Here is a 21,894-nt window from a genome sequence, read left to right on the forward strand (position 1 = left end):
ATGTACCACACCTGGATGCGGTTCTTCACTCCCGGCCCGGCCCACCACCGGCTCGGCCTGGTCTGTCTCGGCGTCGGCCTCCAGTACGGCCCGCTGCCCACCGTCGGCCCGCGCACCCTCGACCACCACGTCGCCGTCGTCATCAGCGCGGGCGGCGGCTGGTACCGGGCCCCCGACGGACGCCGTACGACCGTCACCGCACCCGCACTGCTCTGGCTCACCCCCGGAGTGCCGCACCACTACGCGCCCGACCCCGGCGCCGGCTGGGACGAGGGCTTCGTCGACTTCACCGGGCCCGCCACCGCCACGTACACCGAACTCGGCTACATCGAACCGGAGCGGCCCGTGGTACCCCTCTCGGACGCCGCCGGCGCGCGTGCCGTCATCGGCCGCATCGCGCGTGCCGCGCGGCGCGGCAACCCCCTCCTCGAGGTGGAGACCGGCGCCGCCGTGCACGAGCTCCTGGTGGCCCTGCGCCGCGCGCGGGCCGACCTCGCGCCCGACGGCGACCCCGTCCTGAGGGCCCTCGCCCGCGACGCCTGCCTGCCGCTGTCCGTCGCCGAGCACGCCGCCCGCAACCACATGACCCCCGCCGAACTGCGCACCGCCGTCCGCCGGGGCGCCGGCTGCAGCCCCAAGGACTACCTCCTCGGCATCCGCCTGGGCAGAGCGAAGGAGCTGCTGGCGGCCACCGAACTCCCCGTCGCCGCCGTCGCCCGCCGCGTCGGCTACGACGATCCGGCCTACTTCTCCCGCCTGTTCACCCGCCGCGTCGGCACCGCCCCCGTCCGCTTCCGCGCCCAGCAGGGCCGCACCGTCCCCGGCGGCTGGAGCAACCAGGTCCCCGACCCCGACGATCCACCCATGATCGAGCGACCGCCCGACCCGTAGGCTTGGCGCCCATGACCACCAGCAACAACGCGACCGGTGACGTCGACCCCGCCGTCCGTGAGGAACTCGCCCGGCTGCGCGACAGCATCGACAACATCGACGCGGCCGTCGTCCACATGCTCGCCGAGCGCTTCAAGGCCACCCAGCAGGTCGGCCACCTCAAGGCCGTCCACCAGCTGCCGCCCGCCGACCCGGCCCGCGAGGCCCGCCAGATCGAGCGTCTGCGCGCCCTCGCCGAAAGCGCCAAACTGGACCCGGCGTTCGCTGAGAAGTTCCTGAATTTCATCATCGCCGAAGTGATCCGCCACCACGAGCGCATCGCCGAGAACACCGTGAACGGCGCCGCAAAAACGGCGAATTGACCTCGGTGATTACCGCAGGGGACGTGACAGGAGGGCCCCCAGGGGGCATGCTGCGCTGTGCACTCCTTGTCAGCTGGCGAGCACTCCGCGTCAGCGCTTCGGCCGTAAGCTGGTTGTCCCATGCGGGAGGGACGTCGGGCCATGCCGGATGCCAAGATCCTCATCGTCGACGACCATGAGGACACGCTGTACGCGCTGGAGAGCGCCCTGGCACCGCTGGGCTATCTGCTGGGCCGCGCCACCAACGGCGACGAGGCGCTCAAGCAGGTGCTCCGCGGACAGGTCGGCCTCCTGCTGCTCGACGTCCGCATGCCCGGCGTCAGCGGCCTCGACGTGGTGCGCTACATGCGCCGGGTGGAGCAGACCCAGCACATTCCGGTCGTCCTGCTCACCGGCTTCGGCCCCGACCACGAACTGACCGCCGCCGCCTTCGGCCTCGGCGTCGCCGACCTCGTCATGAAGCCCATCGACCCCTGGGCGCTGCGCACCAAGGTCCGCTACCTCTACGACTCCCACCGCCGCCACCTCGCCCTGGAGCAGGAGATCCGCGAACTGCGCGCCCTCGTCAAGGGCCAGGGCGACGCCGCAGAGCCCGCGCCGAGCAGCGCCCTGCCGCACCCGGACGCGCGCGTGCCCGTCCAGCGCACGCCGGAGGCGCACGACGGGGAGCTCGAACAGGACCTGACATAGGGCGCGTACCGATCCGCCCCTGTGCCTTGTCAGTGGCATCGGGCAGCATTGCCTGCATGTCCGTACTGACGCGCGACGAAGCGCAGACCCGTGCCAAGCTCCTCGACGTCCACCGCTACACGATCGACCTCGACCTGACCACCGGCGACGAGACCTTCGACTCCCGCACCGTCATCCGCTTCACCGCCGGCACGGACGCGGACACCTTCGTCGAACTCAAGCCCGCCGAACTGCGCTCCGCCACCCTGGACGGACACCCCCTCGACCCCGGGACCCTCGACGGCAACCGCCTGCCCCTGAAGAACCTCACCGCCGGCGAGCACGAGCTGCGCGTCGAGGCGAGCATGCGCTACTCCCGCACCGGCGAGGGCATGCACCGCTTCACCGACCCCACCGACGGCGAGACCTACGTCTACACCCAGCTGTTCATGGAGGACGTCCAGCGCGTCTTCGCCGCCTTCGACCAGCCCGACCTCAAGGCCGTCTTCGAGCTGACCGTCAAGGCCCCCGAAGCGTGGACCGTCCTCGCCAACGGCATCACCGAACACCTCGGCGAAGGCCGCTGGCAGGCCGCTCCCACCCCCCTGATCTCCACCTACCTCGTCGCCGTCGCCGCCGGCCCCTGGCACTCCGTGCGCACCGAGCACCGCGGCCTGCCCTTCGGCCTGCACTGCCGCCGCTCCCTCGCGCCCTACCTGGACCCGGACGCCGACGAGCTCTTCGAGATCACCAAGCAGTGCTACGACCGCTACCACGAGAAGTTCGAGGAGCCGTACCCCTTCGACTCCTACGACCAGGCGTTCGTCCCGGAGTTCAACGCCGGCGCCATGGAGAACCCCGGACTGGTCACCTTCCGCGACGAGTTCGTCTACCGCTCCGCCGTCACCGACGCCGAGCGCCAGACCCGCGCCATGGTCGTCGCCCACGAGATGGCCCACATGTGGTTCGGCGACCTCGTCACCCTGCGCTGGTGGGACGACATCTGGCTGAACGAGTCCTTCGCCGAGTACATGGGCTACCAGACCCTCACCGAGGCCACCCGCTTCGCCGACACCTGGACCGACTTCGGCGTCGTCCGCAAGGGCTGGGGCTACGACGCCGACCAGCGCCCCTCCACCCACCCGGTCGCCCCGGAGAACGTCGACGACACCGCCTCCGCCCTCCTCAACTTCGACGGCATCTCCTACGCCAAGGGCGCCTCCGCACTGCGCCAACTGGTCGCCTGGCTCGGCGAGAAGGACTTCCTGGCCGGCATCAACACCCACTTCGCCCGCCACCGCTTCGGCAACGCCACCCTCGCCGACTTCATCGACTCCCTCGCCTCCGCCACCGACCGCGACGTGCACGCCTGGGCCGACGCGTGGCTGCGCACCACCGGCGTCGACACCCTCCGCCCCGTGGTGACCCCCGGCGAGGACGGCACCTGCACCCTGCGGGTCGAGCGCGACGGCAGCCGCCCGCACCGCATCGCCGTAGGCCTCTACGACCAGGACGTCGCCGACGAGGGCCGCCACCTCACCCTGCGCGCCCGCCTCGACCTCGACGTCCCCCAGTCCGAACCGCACCCCCTCGGCAAGCGCCCCACCCTCCTCCTCCTGAACGACGGCGACCTCACCTACGCCAAGGTCCGCTTCGACGACGAGTCGTTCGAAGCGGTCCGCGCCGGCCTGTCCGGCCTGCCCGAACCACTCACCCGCGCGGTCGTCTGGAACGCCCTGCGGGACGCCGTCCGCGACGGCGAACTCCCTCCCACCGCCTACCTGGACACGGCCCGCGCCCACCTTCCGCACGAGACCGACCTGGCCCTCGTCCAGGGCGTCCTGGCCTTCGCCACCGCCCAGATCGCCGGCCGCTACCTCACCCCGGACGAGCGCCCCGCCGCCCTCGCCACCCTCACCTCCCTGTGCCGCGACCTCATCCGCCGCACCGAGGACGGCGACAACCCCGGCCTGCGCCTCATCGCCGTGCGCCACTTCATCGACGTCGCCGCCCAGCCCGACACCATCGCCGCCTGGCTCGCCGACGGCACCGTCCCCGGCGGCCCTGAACTCGACCCCGAGCTGCGCTGGCGCGTCCTCGGCCGGCTCGCCGTCCTCGGCGCCACCGACGAGACGGCCATCGCCGCGGAACTCGACCGCGACCCCTCCGCCACCGGCCAGGAGGGCGCGGCCCGCTGCCGCGCCGCCCTGCCCGACGCGGACGCCAAGGCGAGGGCCTGGGAGGCCATGTTCGCCACCGACGACCTCTCCAACTACCTCTTCACCGCCACCGCCACGGGCTTCTGGCAGCCCGAACAGACCGAGCTGGTACGGCAGTACGTGCCGCGCTACTACGAGGACGCGGTCGCCGTCGCCGCCCGCCGCGGCCCCGCCATCGCCGAGGCGGCGGGCCGCTGGGCCTTCCCGGTGTACGCGGTCGACACGGAAGCCCTCCGCCTGGGCGAGGCCTGCCTGACCGACGCGGACCCGATCCCGGCCCTGCGCCGCAAGCTGGTGGACCAACTGGACGACCTGGCACGGGCGTTGCGAGTACGGGAGGGCTAGCGAAAGCGGGGCTTCGGGGCTGCCCGCCACCCGACGCCACCCCTCGCTCGTGTCTCACAGGGACACCCTTTCGGGTTCCTCTCGTTGAACTTTTCGGGCACGCGCGCTCATCCGCGTACAAGCTGGAACTCCCTCAGCGCGCGTGCCCGGGAGGAACCCATGAGCACACCGAGCCTCGCCTCGGGCCCCGAAGGCCCGGACGCGCTCCGCCCGCTGCTCGACACGGTGCTCGACGCGCTGACCGAAGGCGCCGGTGCGCGCGGCGGCCCTTTGCCGGCGGGCGGCCCGGACGAGGTCGCGGCGCGAGTGCGGGACGTGGTGGGCGACGTACTCCCGGAAGAGGGCGATCCGGACGCTCTACGGCACCTCGTAGCCATGTTGGCGGAAGGTTCAGCCGACCCCGCACACACCTTGTGCGCGGCTCACCTCCACTGCCCGCCCCTGGCGGTGGCAACGGCGGCCGACCTGGCCGCGAGCGCCCTCAACCCGTCGATGGACTCCTGGGACCAGGCCCCGGCAGCGTCGGAACTTGAGTCACTGGTGACACGTTCACTTGCAAGAGAGGTATACGGGATCCCACCCAGGGGCGCGGGGCTGTATCGATATGCGGCTCCGCCGCGGGGCGCGACCAGCCACGAAGCACCCGCACCCGCCAACGCTCCAGACGCCTTGGTGACAACCGGCGGCACCGAATCCAACCAACTGGCCCTGCTCCTGGCCCGCGAGGCGCTCGGCCCCGACGTCCAGCTCGTCTGCGGGGCCAACGCCCACCACTCCCTCCCACGCGCCGCCTGGCTCCTGGGCCTGCCCGCCCCCGTCATCGTGCCCACTCCCACCGGCACCCTCGATCCCGCCGCCCTCGACGACGTCCTCCCCGCCGGCCCCCACCTCGTCGCCGCCACCGCGGGCACCACCGACGCCGGCCTCATCGACCCCCTCCCCGAGATCGCCGCCGTCTGCGAAAGACAACACGCCCGCCTGCACGTGGACGCCGCCTACGGCGGAACCCTCCTCTTCAGCGCCCGGCACCGACCCAAGCTCACCGGCCTGAGCGCCGCAGCCACCGTCACTCTCGACCTGCACAAACTCGGCTGGCAACCGGTCGCCGCAGGCCTCCTCGCGGTCCGCGACCCCGCCGACCTCGCCGCCCTCCGGTACCGCGCCGACTACCTCAACGCCGACGACGACACCGAGGCCGGCCTCCCCGACCTCCTCGGCCGCTCCCTGCGCACCACCCGCCGCCCCGACATCCTCAAGATCGCCGTCACCCTCAAGACCCTCGGCCGCACCGGACTCGCCGCACTGGTCGACCAAGTCTGCGACCGGGCAAGGGAGTTTGCCGACCTCGTCCAGAACCACCCCGGCTTCGAACTCCACGACCGACCGGTCATCAGCACGGTCCTGTTCCGCCCCGCCCGCGTCGGCGACGACGCCGTGGCCGCCGTACGCCGAAGACTCCTCGTCGACGGCCGTGCCGTCCTCGGCCGCGCCACCCTCGGCGGACGGCTCTGGCTCAAGGCCACTCTCCTCAACCCCCACACCCGGCTCGACGACCTGGCCGCCCTCATGAAACTGGTGGAAGGAAACACCCCCCGATGAGCACCACCCCCACACCCCCGCCCCACGAGCCCGACGCACCCCGCGACCTGGTCGGCATCGGCATCGGCCCGTTCAACCTCTCCCTCGCCGCCCTCGCCCACCCCCTCGCCGAACTCGACACCGTCTTCTACGAGCAGCGCCCCGGCTTCGACTGGCACCCCGGGCTGCTCATCGAGGGCGCCCGCATCCAAGTCCCGTTCCTGGCCGACCTGGTGACCCTCGCCGACCCGGGCAGCCCCTGGACCTTCCTCAACTACCTCAAGGCCCGCGACCGGCTCTTCCCCTTCTACTTCGCCGAGCGCTTCCACATCCAGCGCGCCGAGTACGACGCCTACTGCCGCTGGGTCACCGACCACCTCCCCGGACTGCACTTCGGCCACCAGGTCGACGCCGTCCGCTGGAACCCCGAACGCGACGTCTTCGAGGTCGACTTCACCCAGCTCGACGCGGACGGGGAGGCGGAGGCGCTCGGGCGGACGTACACGCGGAACATCGTGCTCGGTGTCGGCACCGAACCGTACGTCCCCGAGCCGCTCAAGCCGCTCGTCGAGGCGCCCGGTGTCCCGGTCGTGCACGCCACCGACTACCTCGCCCACCGCGACACGCTGCTCGCCGCCGAGCACGTCACCGTCGTCGGCTCGGGGCAGTCCGGCGCCGAGATCTTCCTCGACCTGCTGCGCGCCCGCCCGGCGGGCCGCGAGGGCCTGCACTGGATCGGCCGTACCCAGGCCTTCGCGCCGATGGAGTACTCCAAGCTCGGCCTGGAGCACTTCACCCCCGACTACACGCGCTACTTCCACGCGCTGCCCGAGGGGGAGCGGGACCGGCTTGTCACCACGCAGTGGCAGCTGCACAAGGGCATCGACGCCGACACCATCGCCGCCATCCACGACGAGCTCTACCGCCGTACGCTGCACGGCGGTTGGCCCGACGCCGTGCTCACCCCCGGCGTCCGGGTCCGTACGGCGGGCCGTATCGCCACCACCAAGATCGAGCTGCACCTGGAACACGTCCAGCAGAACACCCGCTCGCGCCTCACCACCGACGCGGTCGTCCTGGCCACCGGCCACCGCGAGCGCCCCCTGGACCGCATCCTCGCCGGACTCGACCCCTATCTGCGCCGCGACAGCCGCGAACGCCCGCGTGTCGACGAGCGGTTCCGGTTCGTCTGCGACCCGTCCGTCACCGGTTCCGTCTACGTCCAGAACGCCCAACTCCACACCCACGGCGTCGGCACGCCCGACCTGGGCCTCGCCGCCTGGCGCAGCGCGACGATCCTCAACTCCCTGACGGGCAAGGAGACTTACCCCCTGCCCGCCCGAACGGCCTTCACCACCTTCGGCCTCGACGAGCAGCCCCGCATCCCCCAGGCCCGCCAGGCCCAGGTACTCACACCGCTGGTCGACGGCAGGTAAGAATCACGGTCAGGAGGGAAGAAGTCCGGCGGCGGTGATGTTGGGCCCGCCATGACCACGACCTGGATCGCAGCCCACCGCTCCGCCGTCATCAACCCGTACGAGGGCTTCGGCCTCTTCGAGCCCCGTGGCTTCACCGACCGGACCGTCCGCCAGTCCCTGCGCCTGGCGGGAGGCGGCGACGCGCTGCGCATCCGCCTCTCCAACCGCTACGGCAAGGAACCCATCCGCATCGGCGGCGCCCACCTCGCCGTACGCACCCGGGGCAGCGGCATCGACCCCGGCAGCGACACCCCGCTGCGCTTCTCCGGCGCCGAGACCGTCACCGTCCCGGTCGGCGAGGAACTCGTCAGCGATCCGGTCGAGTTGCCGGTGAGCGCGGGGGAGGAGCTCACTGTCAGCCTCTACTTGCCGGGCGACACCGGACTGAGCACCTACACCGCGGTGCCGTACGACCTCGGGTACGCGGTCCCCGGCGAGCGGCTCTCCGCCGAACTCCTCGAAGACGCCGAGGAGTTGTCGACCGGCCACTACCTCACCGGCGTCGACGTCCTCGCCCCGGCCGACACCCGGATCGCCGTCGCGTTCGGCGACTCCTGGGTCGAGGGCGCCTTCACCACGCCCGGCGCCGACAACAGCTTCCCGGCCCGGCTCAGCCGCCGCCTGACCCGCGGCTGGATCGTCAACCAGGGCATCTCCGGCAACCGACTGCTCTCCGACGAGGTCGGCGAACACCTGCTGGCGCGCGTCGACCGCGACGTCCTGGCCGTCCCCGGGGTCAGCCACGTCCTGATCCACATCGGCCTCAACGACATCGGCCTGCCCGGCGCCCGCTCCCACCCCGAGCCGCCGACCGACCGGCCGAGCGCCGAGGACCTCGTCACCGGCCTCACGGCCCTCGCCGACCGCCTCCACGCCGCCGGACTCGTCGCCATCGGCGGCACCCTCGGCCCGTACGAGGGCTGCGTCTACGACGGCGTCGACAGCCCCGAGGGCCAGGCCGTGCGCCGCGAGGTCAACGCCTGGCTGCTCGGCGACGCCCACCCCTTCGACGCCGTGATCGACATCGCCGCCGCCGTGGCCGACCCGGAGCAACCCACCCGCATCCGCGCCGAGTTCAACGCCGGCGACGGCCTCCACGTCAACGACGCCGGCGCGAAAGCCATCGCCGACGCCGTCGACGTAACCCTGCTGGACCTCTAGAAGACCGGCGTGCCGTTCCGGGTCAGCTTCCAGTCCACCGACGCGAAGTCCTTCGGGTCCAGTACGCCCTTCGCGGTCACCCACTCCGCGATCCGGGTGCGGATCTCCGTCGACTCCGACCACAGCTCGGTCGCCGAGGCCACGTGCGGGAACGCGCCGCCGCCGTTGGCACGGTAGTTGTTGACCGCGAGCACGAACTGCTGAGCGTCGTCCAGTGCGGCACCGTTGTAGGTGAGGTTCTTGATCCGCGAACCGGCCGCCTGGGCGATGTCGATGTCGTACGAAAGACCCGACACGTAGTCGTAGTTGTAGTCCGGGCGGCTGTTCGCGTTCGTCAGCTTCTCCACGTCGATCACGGCGTCCGCCGCGGTCTGCACGAAGTACTCCGCCGAGTACTCCAGGTAGGCCCGCAGCTGCGCGCCCGTCATCAGCTTCGCGACCAGCGTGTTGTCGTACACGTAGAGGCTGGACAGGTCCCGGATCGTCACATTGCCGGCCGGGATCTCCGAGGTCCGCGAGAACGGCGAGGCCTGCGCGATCACCGGCAGCGAGGCGTACGAGGTGCCCGCCAGGGCCGCCTTGACCACGTCCTCCTGGACCTTGGTGATCAGGTCGATGATCGGGGCGTCCTTGTACCGCGCCTCGACCGTCGTGAGCGTCTCCGTCGCCGTGCCGACGACCTGGTTGACGTACTCCACGACCTTCGCGTGCTCGTCCGAGAGCAGCTTGGTGATCTTCGGGTCGTCGGCGACCGTGTTGGAGTTCAGCACCTTCGACGAGACCGACTCGACCGTCCAACGGCCCTTCGCGAAGACCAGCTCCACGTCGAAGACCGACAGCCGCTCCGCGTACGCCAGCGGCTCCGAAAGCACCACCGTCCTACCGGTCTTGGCGTTGGTGACCTTCAACTCCGGGATCTCCACGTGCGCGTGGCCGACCAGGATCGCGTCGATGTCCGGCACCTGCTGCGCCACCAGCGCCGCCGAGTTCTCCACGTACGGCAGCTGGTCACCGTACGAGGAGGTGCCCGAGGAACCGCTGTGCGCGGAGACGATGACGACGTCCGCGCCCATCGACTTCAGCTTCGGCACCCACTTCGCGGCCTGCTCCTCAAGGCCCGGGAACTCCAACTTCCCCTGCACATACGCCTTGTCCCAGATCGCGATGCCCGGGTTGGTGAGCCCCAGCACCGCGACCTTCACCGGCGGCAGCCCCGGCACGTGGAACTTCTTGACGAAGTACGGCGGGAACGCGGGCTTCTGTGTCTTCGCGTCCACCGCGTTCGCGCCGAGCAGCGGGAAGCGGCACTGCTGCTCGAACTTGCGCAGCGTCTCGATGCCGTAGTTGAACTCGTGGTTGCCGAGGGCCGCCGCGTCGTACCCGATCGCGTTCATCGCCTGCGCCATCGGGTGCACCGGACCGCCCTTGGCGGTGATCGGGTCGACCTTCGCGTAGTAGTACGTCAGCGGGGTCCCCTGGATCGTGTCGCCCGCGTCGAGGAGCAGCGTGTTGCAGCGGCCCTTCTCCTCGCGCAGCTGGTTGACCAGCGTCGAGATCCGGGACAGGCCCTGCGCGTTGCCCGCCTTGTCCGTGTACTCCGCGTCCTTGAAGTAGTCCCAGTTGAAGACGTGCCCGTGCAGGTCGGTCGTGCCCATGACGGTCAGCGCGTACCGCCTGGCGGGCCTCTTCGCCGCCGTGGCCTCGGCCGCCTGCGCCGCCGGAGCCGCGACGGCGCTCGCCACCGCCACCCCCGCTCCGGTCGCGGCGGACTTCTGCAGGAACTTCCGGCGGTTCAAGGGCATGTCCAGGTCTCCTCAGGGAATGGTCAACGACGCGCGTAGATTCTGACCTGCGCATGACCGACGGCAACAGGTCCGGCAGGTTGCGATTGGATGACCGAAGCGGTCGATCGCCGGGCTCCGACCGGCCAAGACCTGACAGAGTGGGGCGTATGACCACCCCTTCGACCGCCCCTTCGGCCACGCCATCGCCGGACGCCTCCCAGCCCGCCGTCCCCTACGGCACCCCCGACGCCCCCCGTATCGCCGTCCGCGGCGAGGCCCGCCTCGAGGTCGACCCCGAGATCGCCCGCATCGGCATCACCGTCGCCTCCCGCGGCAAGGACCGCCGAGCCGCCCTCGACGACCTCACCCGCCGCAACACCACCGCCCTCGACCTCGTCAAGTCGTACGGCGATGTGGTGGAGCGCCTGGAGACCGGCGCCTTCTCCATCAGCCCGGAACTGAAGGACAAGGGCCGCGGCGAACGCGTCCACGCCTACCACGGCCGCGTCCACATCACCGCCGAGCTGACCGACTTCACGACGCTCGGGGAACTCACCACCAGGCTCGCCGACCTGGACCTCACCCGGGTCGACGGCCCCTGGTGGGCCCTGCGCCCGGACTCGCCGGCCCACCGGCAGGCCCGGCAGCAGGCCGTGAAGGAGGCGGTCCAGCGGGCCCGGGAGTACGCGGAGGCCCTCGGCACCTCACTCGCCGCGCTCGTGGAACTCGCCGACATCGGAGCCGAGAACGCCCAGCCCTACCCGCCGGCCCCCGGCCGTATGCGCTCCATGGCCTACGGCGGCGCCGCCGAGGACACCGCGGCCGCACCCCTCGACCTCGAACCCCAGCGGCAGCACGTGTACGCAGCGGTCAACGCCCGCTTCACCATGGCACCGCCGACCCTGTAGACACTGCGCTGCGCTGCACTGCATTGGCCTGCCCTGCCCTGCCCTGCCGTAGAAATGCTCATCGGAGCACCCCCGCGCACAATTCAATACTTGTCAATAGCCCTTCACGTAAAGGTTGTTGAGTAGTCATCCCCGGCCGATTCTCTACCCGCCGGTAAGGCCTAGGCTCGAAGCATGCGCCGAGCGAAGATCGTCTGTACTCTGGGGCCCGCCACCGACTCGTACGACCAGATCAAAGCCCTGGTCGAGGCCGGAATGGACGTCGCCCGCTTCAACCTCAGCCACGGCAGCTACGCCGAGCACGAGGAGCGATACCACCGCGTTCGAAAGGCCGCCGACGAGAGCGGCCGCAGCGTCGGACTGCTCGCCGACCTTCAGGGCCCGAAGATCCGACTCGGCCGGTTCACCGAGGGCCCCGTACTCCTTGAACGCGGCGACACCTTCACCATCACGGTGGAGGAGGGCGCCGAGGGCGACGGCCACACCTGCGGCACCACGTACTCCGGCCTCGCCGCCGACGTCACGCCGGGCGAGCGCATCCTCGTCGACGACGGCAAGGTCTGCCTCGAAGTCACCGCCGTGGACGGACCCCGCGTCCACACCCGCGTCATCGAGGGCGGCATGGTCTCCGACCACAAGGGCCTGAACCTCCCCGGTGTGGCGGTCTCGGTCCCCGCGCTCTCGGAGAAGGACGAGGCGGACCTGCGCTGGGCCCTGCGCACCGGCTTCGACGTCATCGCGCTGTCCTTCGTCCGCAGCGGCCGTGACATCGAGGACGTCCACCGGATCATGGACGAGGAGCAGCGCCGCCTGCCCGTGATCGCCAAGGTCGAGAAGCCCCAGGCGGTCGCGGCGATCGACGACATCGTGGCGGCCTTCGACGGGATCATGGTCGCGCGCGGTGACCTGGGCGTCGAAATGCCCCTCGAAGCCGTCCCGATCGTCCAGAAGCGCGCGATCAAACTGGCCAAGCGGAACGCCAAGCCGGTGATCGTCGCGACCCAGATGCTCGACTCGATGATCGACAACTCCCGCCCGACGCGCGCGGAGGCCTCGGACGTGGCCAACGCGGTCATCGACGGTACGGACGCGGTGATGCTGTCCGGTGAGACGAGCGTCGGCAAGTACCCGGTCGAGACGGTCCGCACGATGGCGAAGATCGTGGAGGCGGCGGAGGAGGACATCCTGGCAAAGGGCCTCCCACCCCTCACGGAACGCAACAAGCCCCGCACGCAGGGCGGCGCGGTGGCCCGAGCGGCGGCGGAGATGGGCGACTTCCTCGGCGCCAAGTTCCTGGTCGCCTTTACCCAGTCCGGCGACACGGCCCGCCGCCTCTCCCGCTACCGCTCCCCGATCCCGTTGCTGGCCTTTACCCCGGACCCGGCCACGCGGTCGCAGCTGAGCCTCACTTGGGGCGCGGAGACCTTCCTCGGCCCGGAGGTGGCCTCGACGGACGCGATGGTGGACCAGGTGGACGAGCTGTTGCTGAAGTACGGGCGATGCGAGAAGGGCGACGTGGTGGTCATCACGGCGGGGTCGCCGCCCGGGGTGTCGGGCTCGACGAACATGGTGCGGGTGCATCACATCGGGGAGGACGACAGTCCCAAGTAGGGGGGCTTGGTCAGTACTTGGGGCCTACGTGGGTGTCCATCAGCGCTACGGAGGCTTTGCGGGCGATGGTATTCGTAGCGCTTGTGTTCGCCGGCTACGAGACGAGTCGTATCGACGATTTGCTGTTGCCAGGGTTCGAGGGTGATTCGGCGTTCGCTCTTTTGCCCGGGGCGTGCTGGGGGAGCAGACAGACCTAGTGTTTGGTGTAGGACTTGACGTCGACGCAGCCTGCCCGTGAGAAGCGGCCATCGGACACACGGCGGAGTTCGAGGCAGCGGCTCGATTCGGCTCAGCCAACAGGTGATCGCGTGTCGGGAGATGCCCGTCTCTTTGCCGACGGAATTGAGGCTGCGCCCCTGCCTCACCAGGCGAGACGATCTCCGCTTACAGAGGCGACCTTGGAATTGGAGGAAAAGTACCCCGGGTCGGATTCGAACCGACGCTGGATGGTGTTTGAGACCATTGCCTCTACCGCTGGGCTACCGGGGCTCCCTGCAAAATAAAGGTTGGCGGTCACCCGCCGTGCCCCCACCTTACCGCAGCTAGGTACGCTCTTGTCAGCAGCACCCCTGCCCTGAACAAGGAGCCCCCGTGACCGCCCCCGAGTCGCCACAGCCCGTAGACGCGCCCGACGACGACAAGTCGCACGTGCCTCCGCTGACGACCCGTGTCGTCATCGCCGAGGACGAGGCCCTGATCCGGCTCGATCTCAAAGAGATGCTGGAGGAGGAGGGCTACAGCGTCGTCGGCGAGGCCGGTGACGGCGAGCAGGCCATCGAGCTTGCCCGTGAGCACCAGCCGGATCTTGTGATCCTCGATGTGAAGATGCCCAAGCTGGACGGCATCTCCGCCGCCGAGAAGATTGCCGAGGAGCGGATCGCCCCGGTGCTCATGCTCACCGCCTTCTCGCAGCGCGATCTCGTCGAGCGCGCCCGTGATGCCGGCGCCATGGCCTATCTCGTGAAGCCCTTCAGCAAGAGTGACGTCGTGCCGGCCATCGAGATGGCGGTGTCGCGGTTCACCGAGCTGAAGGAGTTGGAGAAGGAGGTCGCCGACCTCACCCTCCGCCTTGAGACCCGCAAGCTCGTCGATCGCGCGAAGTCGATTCTCCAGACCGAGTACGGGCTGACCGAGCCCGCCGCCTTCCGGTGGATCCAGAAGACCTCCATGGACCGCCGGATGTCCATGCAGCAGGTCGCCGAGGCCGTCATCCAGGACGCCGACGAGAAGAAGGCCGGCAAGAACGGCTGACACGGACGTAGTACGTACGTACGACAGGGGCCCGCGTCCCCCGGAACAGGGGGCGCGGGCCTCGTCGTAGCGGAAGAACCGTCAGTCCTCGCCGAGGTACGCCTTGCGTACCGACTCGTCGTGCAGCAGGTCCTGGCCCGTGCCGGAGAGGACGATGTTGCCGACCTCCATGACGTGGCCGTGGTCGGCCAGGGAGAGGGCCGCCTGGGCGTTCTGTTCGACCAGGAGAATGGTCGTGCCCTGGGACTTGAGTTCGACGATGGTGGACATGATCTTCTGCATCATGATGGGCGACAGGCCCATGGAGGGCTCGTCCAGCATCAGGAGCTTGGGCTGGGACATCAGGGCGCGGCCCATCGCCAGCATCTGCTGCTCGCCGCCCGAGAGAGTGCCGGCGGCCTGCCTGCGCCGCTCCCCGAGGATCGGGAAGAGGTCGTAGGCGCGCTGGATGTCCTTCTCGATGGCTTCCTTGTCCTTGCGGAGGAAGGCGCCGAGCTGGAGGTTCTCCTCGATGGTGAGGCGCGGGAAGATGTGCCGGCCCTCGGGGGAGTGGGCGAGTCCCAGGGCGACGATCTTGTGCGCGGCGACGCCGGTGAGCGGCTTGCCGTCGAACATGATCTTGCCGGCGCTGGGCTTCAGGAGTCCCGACAGGGTGCGGAGGGTCGTGGTCTTGCCGGCGCCGTTGGTGCCGATCAGGGTGACGACCTGGCCCGCCTCGACCTTGAAGGAGATGCCCTTGACGGCCTCGATCTTGCCGTAGGCGACCCGGAGGTCCTCGACCTCTAGCAGTGCGGTCACTGGGCGTCTCCCTTGGTGGTGCCGGGGGTGCTCTCGGCGGCGGCGACCTCGGCCGCCTCCGCCTGACCGGGGTCGCCCTCGAACGGCTCGCCCAGGTAGGCGGCGATGACCCGCTCGTCGGCCTGGACGACCTCGGAGGTGCCCTCGACGAGCTTCTCGCCCTGGACGAGGACGGCGACGCGGTCGCAGAGGTTGAAGATGAAGCGCATGTCGTGCTCGATGACGAGGACGGCGATGCCCATGTCGCGGATGGCGAAGACGAGTTCCTCGGTGGCCCGGGTCTCCTGGGGGTTCATGCCGGCCGTCGGCTCGTCCAGCAGCAGCAGGCCCGGCTCGCTCGCCAGCGCTCGCGCGATCTCCAGCTTGCGCTGCTCGCCGTAGGGGAGGTTGCGGGCGAGGTGGTCGCGCTTGTGGGCGAGGCCGATGAACTCCAGGAGTTCCATCGCCCGGTCCTCGCTGGCCTTCTCCGCCTTCTTGAAGCCGGGGCCGCGCAGCAGGGCGGACCAGAGGCCTTCCTTGGTGCGGGTGTGGCGGCCGACGAGGACGTTCTCCAGGACCGTCATGTTGGCGAAGAGGCGGATGTTCTGGAAGGTGCGGGCGATGCCGGCCTTCGTCACCAGGTGGGGCTTGGGAGGCAGGACCGTGCCCTTGTAGGAGACGGTGCCCTCCGTCGGGATGTACAGGCCCGTCAGGCAGTTGAAGAACGTGGTCTTGCCGGCGCCGTTGGGGCCGATGAGTCCGACGATCTCGCCGGAGTTCACCGTGAAGTCCACCGACCGTACGGCGGTGAGGCCGCCGAAGCGCATGGTGACGTCGCGGGCTTCGAGTACAGGTGTCGTCATGGTTCTTTACGCCCCTGCCTTGGTGATGGCCGGTTCGTCGGTCAGCGTTTCGGTGTCTGGTACGTCGAGTTGGCCGGTCTCGTGGAACTCGAGCTGGCGGCGGCGGTTGGCGATGATGCCCTCGGGGCGGAAGCGCATCAGCAGGATCAGCGCGATACCGAAGGCGAGCAGCGACTTGTCCTGGAGGAAGTCCAGCTTCTCCGGGAGCAGGTAGAGCAGCGCCGCGCCGAGGATGGGGCCCGCGACCGTGCCCATGCCGCCGAGGACGACGGCGGCCAGGAGGAAGGCCGAGTTGGGCGGGGTGGAGCCGGCGAACTGGTACGGGTTCGGGACCACGCTGTAGGTCACGTGGGCGCTGACCGTGCCGGCGAGGCCGGCGAGCGAGGCGCCCAGCGCGAAGGCGATGAGCTTGACGCGGAAGCCGTTGATGCCCATGGCGGTGGCGGCGGTCTCGTCCTCGCGGATGGCGATCCAGGAGCGGCCGATGCGGGAGTCGGCGGCGCGGGTGTAGACGGTGACCACGATCGCCATGATCAGGACCATCAGCAGGTAGTAGTTGGCGAACCGGCCGAGGGTGAACCCGCCGAGGTCGTGCGCCTCCCCGAAGTTGAACCCGAGGAGGTTCAGGTCGGGGATGGACGGGATGCCGTTGGGGCCGTTGGTGAGGTCGGGGCCGGACTCGCCGTCCATGTTGTTGACGGCGATGCGGAAGATCTCTCCGAAGCCGAGGGTCACGATGGCGAGGTAGTCGCCGCGCAGCCGCAGGGTCGGGGCGCCGATGAGGACGCCGAAGATCAGCGAGGCGGCGGCGCCGGTGAGGGCGGCGGCCCAGAAGGGGAACTGGACGCCGGAGAACTTGGAGAACTCGGAGCCGGAGACCAGGGCCGCGGTGTAGGCGCCGACGCCGAGGAAGGCGACGTAACCGAGGTCGAGGAGGCCGGCGAGGCCGACGACGATGTTCAGGCCGAGGGCGACCGTGCCGAAGATCAGGATGTTGACGCCGATGTTGGCGTAGTGGTCGTCGGTCTGGGTGAACGGGAAGGCGATGGCCGCGAGGAAGCCCATGGCGAGCGTGAAGCTGCGGTTCGCGGCGACCATGGCGGAGAAGCGGTCGAGCAGGCCGGCGGTGTGCATGGCCCAGATGGTGAAGACGACGACGATCAGGAAGCCGATGAACAGCTCGCCGTACTCGGTGTCGATGCCGTAGGTGAAGACGGCGAGGCCGATGATGCTGACCACCGTGATCACGGCCCGCTGCATCCAGGGGCTGATCGGCTGCGGGGCCGGGATGCGGTCGGGCTTGGGCAGGTAGGACTTGAAGAAGTCCTTGGTCCCCGCGTTGTCCGGGGGCAGCGCGAGGGCGCCGAGGAGGGGCAGCAGGGAGGCGATGATCGCGATCCAGGTGCCGGTCTCCCAGTTCGCGAGGCCGCCGAGCTTGGCGGCGATCTCGATGGCGGTGAACCAGGTGACGCCGAAGCCGCCGAGGGCGACGAGGACGAGCGGTGCGTTGTTGCGCGCGGGCAGCAACCAGCCGAGGCCGCGGATGCCGTACGAGGCGAGCGCGAACACGGCGGTGAGGATGCCGGCGATGAGGCTCAGCACCTGAAGGCCGCCGGGGTAGCCGGTGACGGTGAGGTCGCCCGGGAACTCGGAGGTCCAGGTCCAGGCGAGGAACGTGGACGCGGCGGTGGCGATGCCGCCGCCCAGCAGCAGGGCGCGGGCGGCCGCCTCGGGCAGCGGGACGAGCCCGTGGGCCGGGCGCGTGGGCACGGCGTCGGCGGGGGGCGTGGCCGGAGTCTTGGTCGTCTCGGTCATGTGATCACGCCCTGTCCGCGACGCGCTCGCCGAGCAGGCCCTGTGGCCTGAAGAGGAGCACCAGGATGAGGAGTACGAAGGCCCAGACGTTGGCCCAGCTCTGGCCGCCGAGCTGCTGCATGCCCGGGATGTTGTTGATGTAGGCGGAGGCGAGGGTCTCGGCGATGCCGAGGACGACGCCGCCGAGCATCGCGCCGTAGATGTTGCCGATGCCGCCGAGGACGGCCGCGGTGAAGGCCTTGAGGCCCATCAGGAAGCCCATGCGGTAGTCGATGCTGCCGTACTTGAGGCCGAAGGCGAGGGCGGCGACGGCGGCGAAGAAGCCGCCGATGGCGAACGCGATGACGATGATGCGGTTGGTGTCGATGCCCATCAGCTGCGCGGTGTCCGGGTCCTGCGCGGTGGCCTGCATGGCGCGGCCGGTGCGGGACTTGCGGACGAACCAGGCGAGCGCCGACATGCAGATGATCGCGGAGACGATCAGGAAGATGTCGGCGTCCTTGATGGTGATGGAGCCGATGTCGTGGGTGGTGTCGAGGCCGGGGAAGGCGAGGGCCTTGTCCGCGTTGGGGTAGAAGTTGCGGACGGCTTCCTGGAGGGCCAGGGAGAGGCCGATGGCGGTGATGAGCGGTGCCAGGCGTGGTGCTCCGCGCAGGGGCCGGTAGGCGAACCGTTCCGCTCCGACCGCGATGAGAACGGAGACGATGGCGCCTCCGACCAGCATCAGGGGGACGGCGGCAGCCATGGGGGTGCCGTCGGGCAGGATGTAGAGGTAGACCGTGAGGGCGCCGAAGGCCCCGGTCATGAAGATCTCGCCGTGCGCGAAGTTGATGAGCTGGACGATGCCGTACACCATCGTGTAACCGATGGCGATCAGCCCGTACATCGAGCCTAGAAGCAGCCCGTTGGCCAGCTGCTGCGGCAGGGTGTTCACCGCATGGCCTCCATGTCGCTGGTGGTCGTGTGCACAGAGTCGTTGTGTGTGTGCACGGGGCGTGTGCAAGTTCTGGGTGTGGAAACGGGCCGCGCGGTCGGGGTCCTCCTTCCGCGCGGCCCGTGGTGCGGTCTTGCCGGTGCTGAGAGGGTCAGCTGGCGGTGCCCGTCTTCACAGCCTTCCATTCGCCGTTTTCGACCTGGTAAACCGTGAGCTGCTTGTTGCCGGTGTCGCCGTACTGGTCGAAGGAGACCTTGCCGGTGATGCCCTGGAAGTCCGACTTCTGGACCTCGTCGACGACCTTGGAGCGCAGGTCGTTGATGTCGCTGGGCACCTTGCCGCCGTTGGCGTCCTTGACGGCCTTCACTGCCTTGATGATGGCGGTGGCGGCGTCGTAGGAGTAGCCGCCGTAGGCGCCGTAGTCACCCTTGTAGCCCTTGGCCTTGTAGGTCTCGATGAACTGCTTGGCGGCGGGCAGGGTGTCGACCGGGACGCCGACGGAGGTGACGAGGTCGCCCGCGGCGGCCGCGCCGGCCACGTCGATGTAGGTGGTGGCGTACATGCCGTCGCCGCCGAACAGCGGGATCTTGACGCCGGCGCCCTTGAGCTGCTTGGTGATCAGCGAGGACTCGTCGTACTGGCCGCCGTAGTAGAGCAGGTCGGCGCCGGAGTTCTTGATCTTGGTGACGAGGGAGCCGAAGTCCTTGTCGCCGGTGTTGACGTGGTCGGTCTGGACGACCGTGCCACCGAGGCCCTTGAACTTCTCGGCGAAGATCTTGGCGAGGCCGGCGCCGTAGGTCTGCTTGTCGTCGACGACGAAGGCCTTCTTCTTCTTGAGGCCGTTGTACGCGTAGTCGGCGGCGAAGCTGCCCTGCAGCTCGTCGGTGGTGGCGGTGCGGAAGTACGTCTTGTACGGCCGCTTCTTGGCCGTCTGCCAGTTCTTGCCCTGGGTCAGCTCGGGGTTGGTGTTCGAGGGCGAGATCTCGACCATGTTGGCCGAGGCGAACACCTGCTGCATCGACTGGGCGACGCCGGAGTTCAGGGGGCCGACGGCGCCCACGACGTTCTTGTCGCCGACGAGCTTGGTGGCGTTCTGCTGGCCGGTGGCCGGCTGCGCCTTGTCGTCGAGGGCCTCGACCTTGAACTTGACGCCGGGGACCCAGTTGTTCTTGTTGGCGTCGTCTACGGCGACCTGGACGCCGTACTGGATGCCGAGACCGGTGGTCGAGTTCTCGCCGGACAGCGGGGCGTCGACACCGATGGTGAAGGTGGTGCTCGATCCGCTGTTGCTCTTGTCACCGCTGTCGTCCCGGGAGCCGCAGGCGGTGAGAGTCAGAGCCCCCGTCGCGAGGACGGAGGTCAGAATCACCAAAGAACGCTGTCGCACAATCAGTCCTTTCCGCAGGCACGTCCGCCCCGGTGGGAACGTTGGTTGCCGCGCATGTACCGAACTCCCGATGGAGCGGTGACTGGCCGTGACTCTAAGCCCGATCTGTGGGCATGGGCATCGCCGTGCGCTGGCTTGTGACTTTCTTGTTATGACGTGGTGGAAAGCGGGGCTCCGGAAGACGCCTCTCGGCCCATTTGGCGCATTTTAGGCTCGGTCCGCATTCTGAGAACCTGCACTTCCGCTTGGCCGTGGGGCGGAACGGGCCGGAGAGCGGTTGCAGGCCCGGTGGAACAGCGTGGAGAGATCGCGGGCATAGGCGCCGCCGAAGATGAAACTGTGATGCTGTATTGCGCGCGTGTTACGGAGCGTTACGTCAAGGAATGGTAGGTCCGCGTTCGGGGGCAGTCCCGAACAGTCGGACACGGAAATCTCCACGGTGACCCGGCGGGTCGTCCCGGCGGGGACGGTGAACGCGGGCCGCGGCGTGGCGTGGGCGACGAGTCCCGGGAAGGCGGCGTCGAGGACCGTCAGGGTGACGGGCGGGCCGCTGTCGACGGAGACGTCGAAGCGGAAGCTCCCCGCGGTGGCGCGGGAGCCGAGGGGTGCGCCGAGGCCGAGGTAGTGCCAGTCGGTGACGTTCGCCGGGTACGGCATCGGCTCCGGCGGCCGGGCGTGGTCGGGGCTGCCGGCCTGGGGCGCGAGCAGGGCCACGGCGGTCACGGCGGCGATCACGCCGGCCCCGAGCGCGTTGCGGCGAACGCGCGGCGACACGGCGGGCCAGCGGTCGGTGAGGCGCGGGGCGTCGGCGCCGATGACGTCACGACCATCACCCGACCCGGCGGAGCCGACGGGTTCAACGGGCCCGATGCCGCTCATGACCGCAGCCTCATGAGGAAACGGTAGGTGAGGGGGCTGGCCCGGGGTAGAGGCCGACGGGGAGGAGGCCGGGCGGGGAGGCGGTGGTGGTGCGGCGGTGGCTCAGGGAAGAGGGCGACTGCGAGGGGTCCGCACGGGAGACGGCTGGTGGTGCGGCGGCCCGGAGGGGGCTGGTGGCGGGGCGGTGGCTCGGGGGAATGGGCGGTGGGGCGGTGGCTGGGGGTGGAGGCCGACTGCGGGGAGGCCGCGTGGGAGATCGCTGGTGGTGCGGCGGTGGCCCGGAGGGGGCTGGTGGCGGGGTGGTGGCTTGGGGGAGTGGGCGGTGGGGCGGTGGCTGGGGGTGGAGGCCGACGGCGAGGAGGCCGGGCGGGAGAGGTGCTGGTGGTGGGGCGGTGGGTCGGGGGAGGCGTGGGCGGTGGGACGGGGGGTGGCTCGGGAAGATACCGCGGGCGGCCTCCCACCGCCGTCGGCGTCCGGTCAGCCGGTCGTGGTCAGATGTGCCCCGTCGCCCGGCCTGACGTCCCGTAGCAGGCAGGTCAGCCGCGCGGTGCACACGCGCCGTCCCTCCTCGTCAGTGATCACGATCTCGTACGTCGCCGTCGAGCGCCCCCGGTGCACGGGCGTCGCCACCCCGGTCACCAGCCCGGAGCGCGCGCCCCGGTGGTGCGTGCAGTTCAGGTCGACGCCGACCGCGATCTTGGAGCTGCCGCCGTGCAGCATCGAGCCCACGGAGCCCAGCGTCTCGGCCAGCACGGCGGAGGCGCCGCCGTGCAGCAGCCCGTACGGCTGGGTGTTGCCCTCCACCGGCATCGTGCCGACGACGCGGTCGGCGGAGGCCTCCACGATCTCCACGCCCATGCGCGTCCCGAGGTGGCCCGCCGAGAACAGGGCCGGCAGGTCGACGCCGAGCGTGGCGTACTCGTCGATGACCTCCTGCGGGAACCTCACATGCTGCTGCTCGCCCATGGGCCGTGCTCCGTTC

Annotated in this window: 18 protein-coding genes and 1 tRNA gene; 10 read left to right on the forward strand and 9 right to left on the reverse strand. The window is 69.9% G+C overall.

The annotated features are described in order from the left end of the window. From MQP27_RS04850 to MQP27_RS04880, 7 genes are all read left to right on the forward strand, one after another. Window positions 1-891: a helix-turn-helix domain-containing protein gene (locus MQP27_RS04850; RefSeq protein WP_242761229.1), complete on the forward strand. Its 891-nt coding sequence runs from the start codon at window positions 1-3 to the stop codon at window positions 889-891. A gap of 11 nt (window positions 892-902) precedes the next feature. Further along, complete coding sequence (locus tag MQP27_RS04855) at window positions 903-1,253, forward strand: chorismate mutase (RefSeq protein ID WP_242761231.1); 351 nt, start codon at window positions 903-905, stop codon at window positions 1,251-1,253. Window positions 1,254-1,394: 141 nt separating this feature from the next. Beyond that, window positions 1,395-1,943: a response regulator gene (locus MQP27_RS04860; protein WP_242761233.1), complete on the forward strand. Its 549-nt coding sequence runs from the start codon at window positions 1,395-1,397 to the stop codon at window positions 1,941-1,943. A 56-nt stretch (window positions 1,944-1,999) separates the two neighbouring features. Beyond that, window positions 2,000-4,486, forward strand: a complete 2,487-nt coding sequence (gene pepN, locus MQP27_RS04865) for an aminopeptidase N (RefSeq protein ID WP_242761240.1) — start codon at window positions 2,000-2,002, stop codon at window positions 4,484-4,486. Window positions 4,487-4,645: 159 nt separating this feature from the next. After that, window positions 4,646-6,085, forward strand: coding sequence for a pyridoxal phosphate-dependent decarboxylase family protein (locus MQP27_RS04870; RefSeq protein WP_242761242.1), 1,440 nt, complete (start codon window positions 4,646-4,648; stop codon window positions 6,083-6,085). Next, a complete protein-coding gene (locus MQP27_RS04875) occupies window positions 6,082-7,500 on the forward strand; it encodes a lysine N(6)-hydroxylase/L-ornithine N(5)-oxygenase family protein (protein ID WP_242761245.1) in 1,419 nt (472 codons plus the stop codon). Before MQP27_RS04870 ends, MQP27_RS04875 begins: the two co-directional genes overlap by 4 nt. A gap of 51 nt (window positions 7,501-7,551) precedes the next feature. After that, window positions 7,552-8,703, forward strand: coding sequence for a GDSL-type esterase/lipase family protein (locus MQP27_RS04880; RefSeq protein ID WP_242761247.1), 1,152 nt, complete (start codon window positions 7,552-7,554; stop codon window positions 8,701-8,703). Here MQP27_RS04880 and MQP27_RS04885 read toward each other — a convergent pair. Continuing rightward, the gene (locus MQP27_RS04885; RefSeq protein ID WP_242761249.1) at window positions 8,700-10,505 is read right to left on the reverse strand and encodes a bifunctional metallophosphatase/5'-nucleotidase; all 1,806 of its coding nucleotides are present in this window, start codon (window positions 10,503-10,505) and stop codon (window positions 8,700-8,702) included. The two genes, MQP27_RS04880 and MQP27_RS04885, sit on opposite strands and share 4 nt — an antisense overlap. 149 nt (window positions 10,506-10,654) lie before the next feature. Between MQP27_RS04885 and MQP27_RS04890 the strand changes: the two genes are divergently transcribed. Together MQP27_RS04890 and pyk are read left to right on the forward strand one after the other, a co-directional pair. Further along, entirely contained in the window at window positions 10,655-11,395 is a 741-nt protein-coding gene (locus MQP27_RS04890) for an SIMPL domain-containing protein (protein ID WP_242761251.1), read from the forward strand. Between the two features lie 174 nt (window positions 11,396-11,569). Then, window positions 11,570-13,006 (forward strand): pyruvate kinase, encoded by a 1,437-nt coding sequence (gene pyk / locus MQP27_RS04895; protein WP_242761253.1) that lies wholly within the window; start codon window positions 11,570-11,572, stop codon window positions 13,004-13,006. Between the two features lie 416 nt (window positions 13,007-13,422). Here pyk and MQP27_RS04905 read toward each other — a convergent pair. Beyond that, window positions 13,423-13,495, reverse strand: a tRNA-Leu gene (locus MQP27_RS04905). Between the two features lie 102 nt (window positions 13,496-13,597). Here MQP27_RS04905 and MQP27_RS04910 point away from each other — a divergent pair. Further along, entirely contained in the window at window positions 13,598-14,257 is a 660-nt protein-coding gene (locus MQP27_RS04910; RefSeq protein ID WP_242761255.1) for an ANTAR domain-containing response regulator, read from the forward strand. 81 nt (window positions 14,258-14,338) lie between these two features. Here MQP27_RS04910 and MQP27_RS04915 read toward each other — a convergent pair whose 3' ends face one another. From MQP27_RS04915 to MQP27_RS04945, 7 genes are all read right to left on the reverse strand, one after another. Continuing rightward, a complete protein-coding gene (locus MQP27_RS04915) occupies window positions 14,339-15,055 on the reverse strand; it encodes an ABC transporter ATP-binding protein (RefSeq protein WP_242761257.1) in 717 nt (238 codons plus the stop codon). Continuing rightward, the gene (locus MQP27_RS04920; protein WP_242761259.1) at window positions 15,052-15,897 is read right to left on the reverse strand and encodes an ABC transporter ATP-binding protein; all 846 of its coding nucleotides are present in this window, start codon (window positions 15,895-15,897) and stop codon (window positions 15,052-15,054) included. Before MQP27_RS04920 ends, MQP27_RS04915 begins: the two co-directional genes overlap by 4 nt. Window positions 15,898-15,903: 6 nt before the next feature. Then, the gene (locus MQP27_RS04925; RefSeq protein WP_242761261.1) at window positions 15,904-17,712 is read right to left on the reverse strand and encodes a branched-chain amino acid ABC transporter permease; all 1,809 of its coding nucleotides are present in this window, start codon (window positions 17,710-17,712) and stop codon (window positions 15,904-15,906) included. 4 nt (window positions 17,713-17,716) lie between these two features. Next, window positions 17,717-18,646, reverse strand: a complete 930-nt coding sequence (locus MQP27_RS04930; RefSeq protein ID WP_242761263.1) for a branched-chain amino acid ABC transporter permease — start codon at window positions 18,644-18,646, stop codon at window positions 17,717-17,719. Window positions 18,647-18,797: 151 nt separating this feature from the next. Next, window positions 18,798-20,018, reverse strand: a complete 1,221-nt coding sequence (locus MQP27_RS04935) for a branched-chain amino acid ABC transporter substrate-binding protein (protein WP_242761433.1) — start codon at window positions 20,016-20,018, stop codon at window positions 18,798-18,800. 222 nt (window positions 20,019-20,240) lie between these two features. Next, window positions 20,241-20,912, reverse strand: coding sequence for a hypothetical protein (locus tag MQP27_RS04940; RefSeq protein ID WP_242761265.1), 672 nt, complete (start codon window positions 20,910-20,912; stop codon window positions 20,241-20,243). A 477-nt stretch (window positions 20,913-21,389) separates the two neighbouring features. Further along, complete coding sequence (locus tag MQP27_RS04945) at window positions 21,390-21,878, reverse strand: PaaI family thioesterase (protein ID WP_242761275.1); 489 nt, start codon at window positions 21,876-21,878, stop codon at window positions 21,390-21,392. Window positions 21,879-21,894: the final 16 nt, after the last annotated feature.

The organism is Streptomyces cylindrosporus (assembly GCF_022698165.1).
Classification (GTDB): domain Bacteria; phylum Actinomycetota; class Actinomycetes; order Streptomycetales; family Streptomycetaceae; genus Streptomyces; species Streptomyces cylindrosporus.

What these genes read in the sequence shown, in the direction of transcription:
- MQP27_RS04850 (WP_242761229.1), top strand. Translation starts at nt 1, where the DNA reads ATGTACCACACCTGGATGCGGTTCTTCACTCCCGGCCCGGCCCACCAC.
- MQP27_RS04855 (WP_242761231.1), top strand. Translation starts at nt 903, where the DNA reads ATGACCACCAGCAACAACGCGACCGGTGACGTCGACCCCGCCGTCCGT.
- MQP27_RS04860 (WP_242761233.1), top strand. Translation starts at nt 1,395, where the DNA reads ATGCCGGATGCCAAGATCCTCATCGTCGACGACCATGAGGACACGCTG.
- pepN (WP_242761240.1), top strand. Translation starts at nt 2,000, where the DNA reads ATGTCCGTACTGACGCGCGACGAAGCGCAGACCCGTGCCAAGCTCCTC.
- MQP27_RS04870 (WP_242761242.1), top strand. Translation starts at nt 4,646, where the DNA reads ATGAGCACACCGAGCCTCGCCTCGGGCCCCGAAGGCCCGGACGCGCTC.
- MQP27_RS04875 (WP_242761245.1), top strand. Translation starts at nt 6,082, where the DNA reads ATGAGCACCACCCCCACACCCCCGCCCCACGAGCCCGACGCACCCCGC.
- MQP27_RS04880 (WP_242761247.1), top strand. Translation starts at nt 7,552, where the DNA reads ATGACCACGACCTGGATCGCAGCCCACCGCTCCGCCGTCATCAACCCG.
- MQP27_RS04885 (WP_242761249.1), bottom strand. Translation starts at nt 10,505, where the DNA reads ATGCCCTTGAACCGCCGGAAGTTCCTGCAGAAGTCCGCCGCGACCGGA.
- MQP27_RS04890 (WP_242761251.1), top strand. Translation starts at nt 10,655, where the DNA reads ATGACCACCCCTTCGACCGCCCCTTCGGCCACGCCATCGCCGGACGCC.
- pyk (WP_242761253.1), top strand. Translation starts at nt 11,570, where the DNA reads ATGCGCCGAGCGAAGATCGTCTGTACTCTGGGGCCCGCCACCGACTCG.
- MQP27_RS04920 (WP_242761259.1), bottom strand. Translation starts at nt 15,897, where the DNA reads ATGACGACACCTGTACTCGAAGCCCGCGACGTCACCATGCGCTTCGGC.
- MQP27_RS04925 (WP_242761261.1), bottom strand. Translation starts at nt 17,712, where the DNA reads ATGACCGAGACGACCAAGACTCCGGCCACGCCCCCCGCCGACGCCGTG.
- MQP27_RS04940 (WP_242761265.1), bottom strand. Translation starts at nt 20,912, where the DNA reads ATGAGCGGCATCGGGCCCGTTGAACCCGTCGGCTCCGCCGGGTCGGGT.
- MQP27_RS04945 (WP_242761275.1), bottom strand. Translation starts at nt 21,878, where the DNA reads ATGGGCGAGCAGCAGCATGTGAGGTTCCCGCAGGAGGTCATCGACGAG.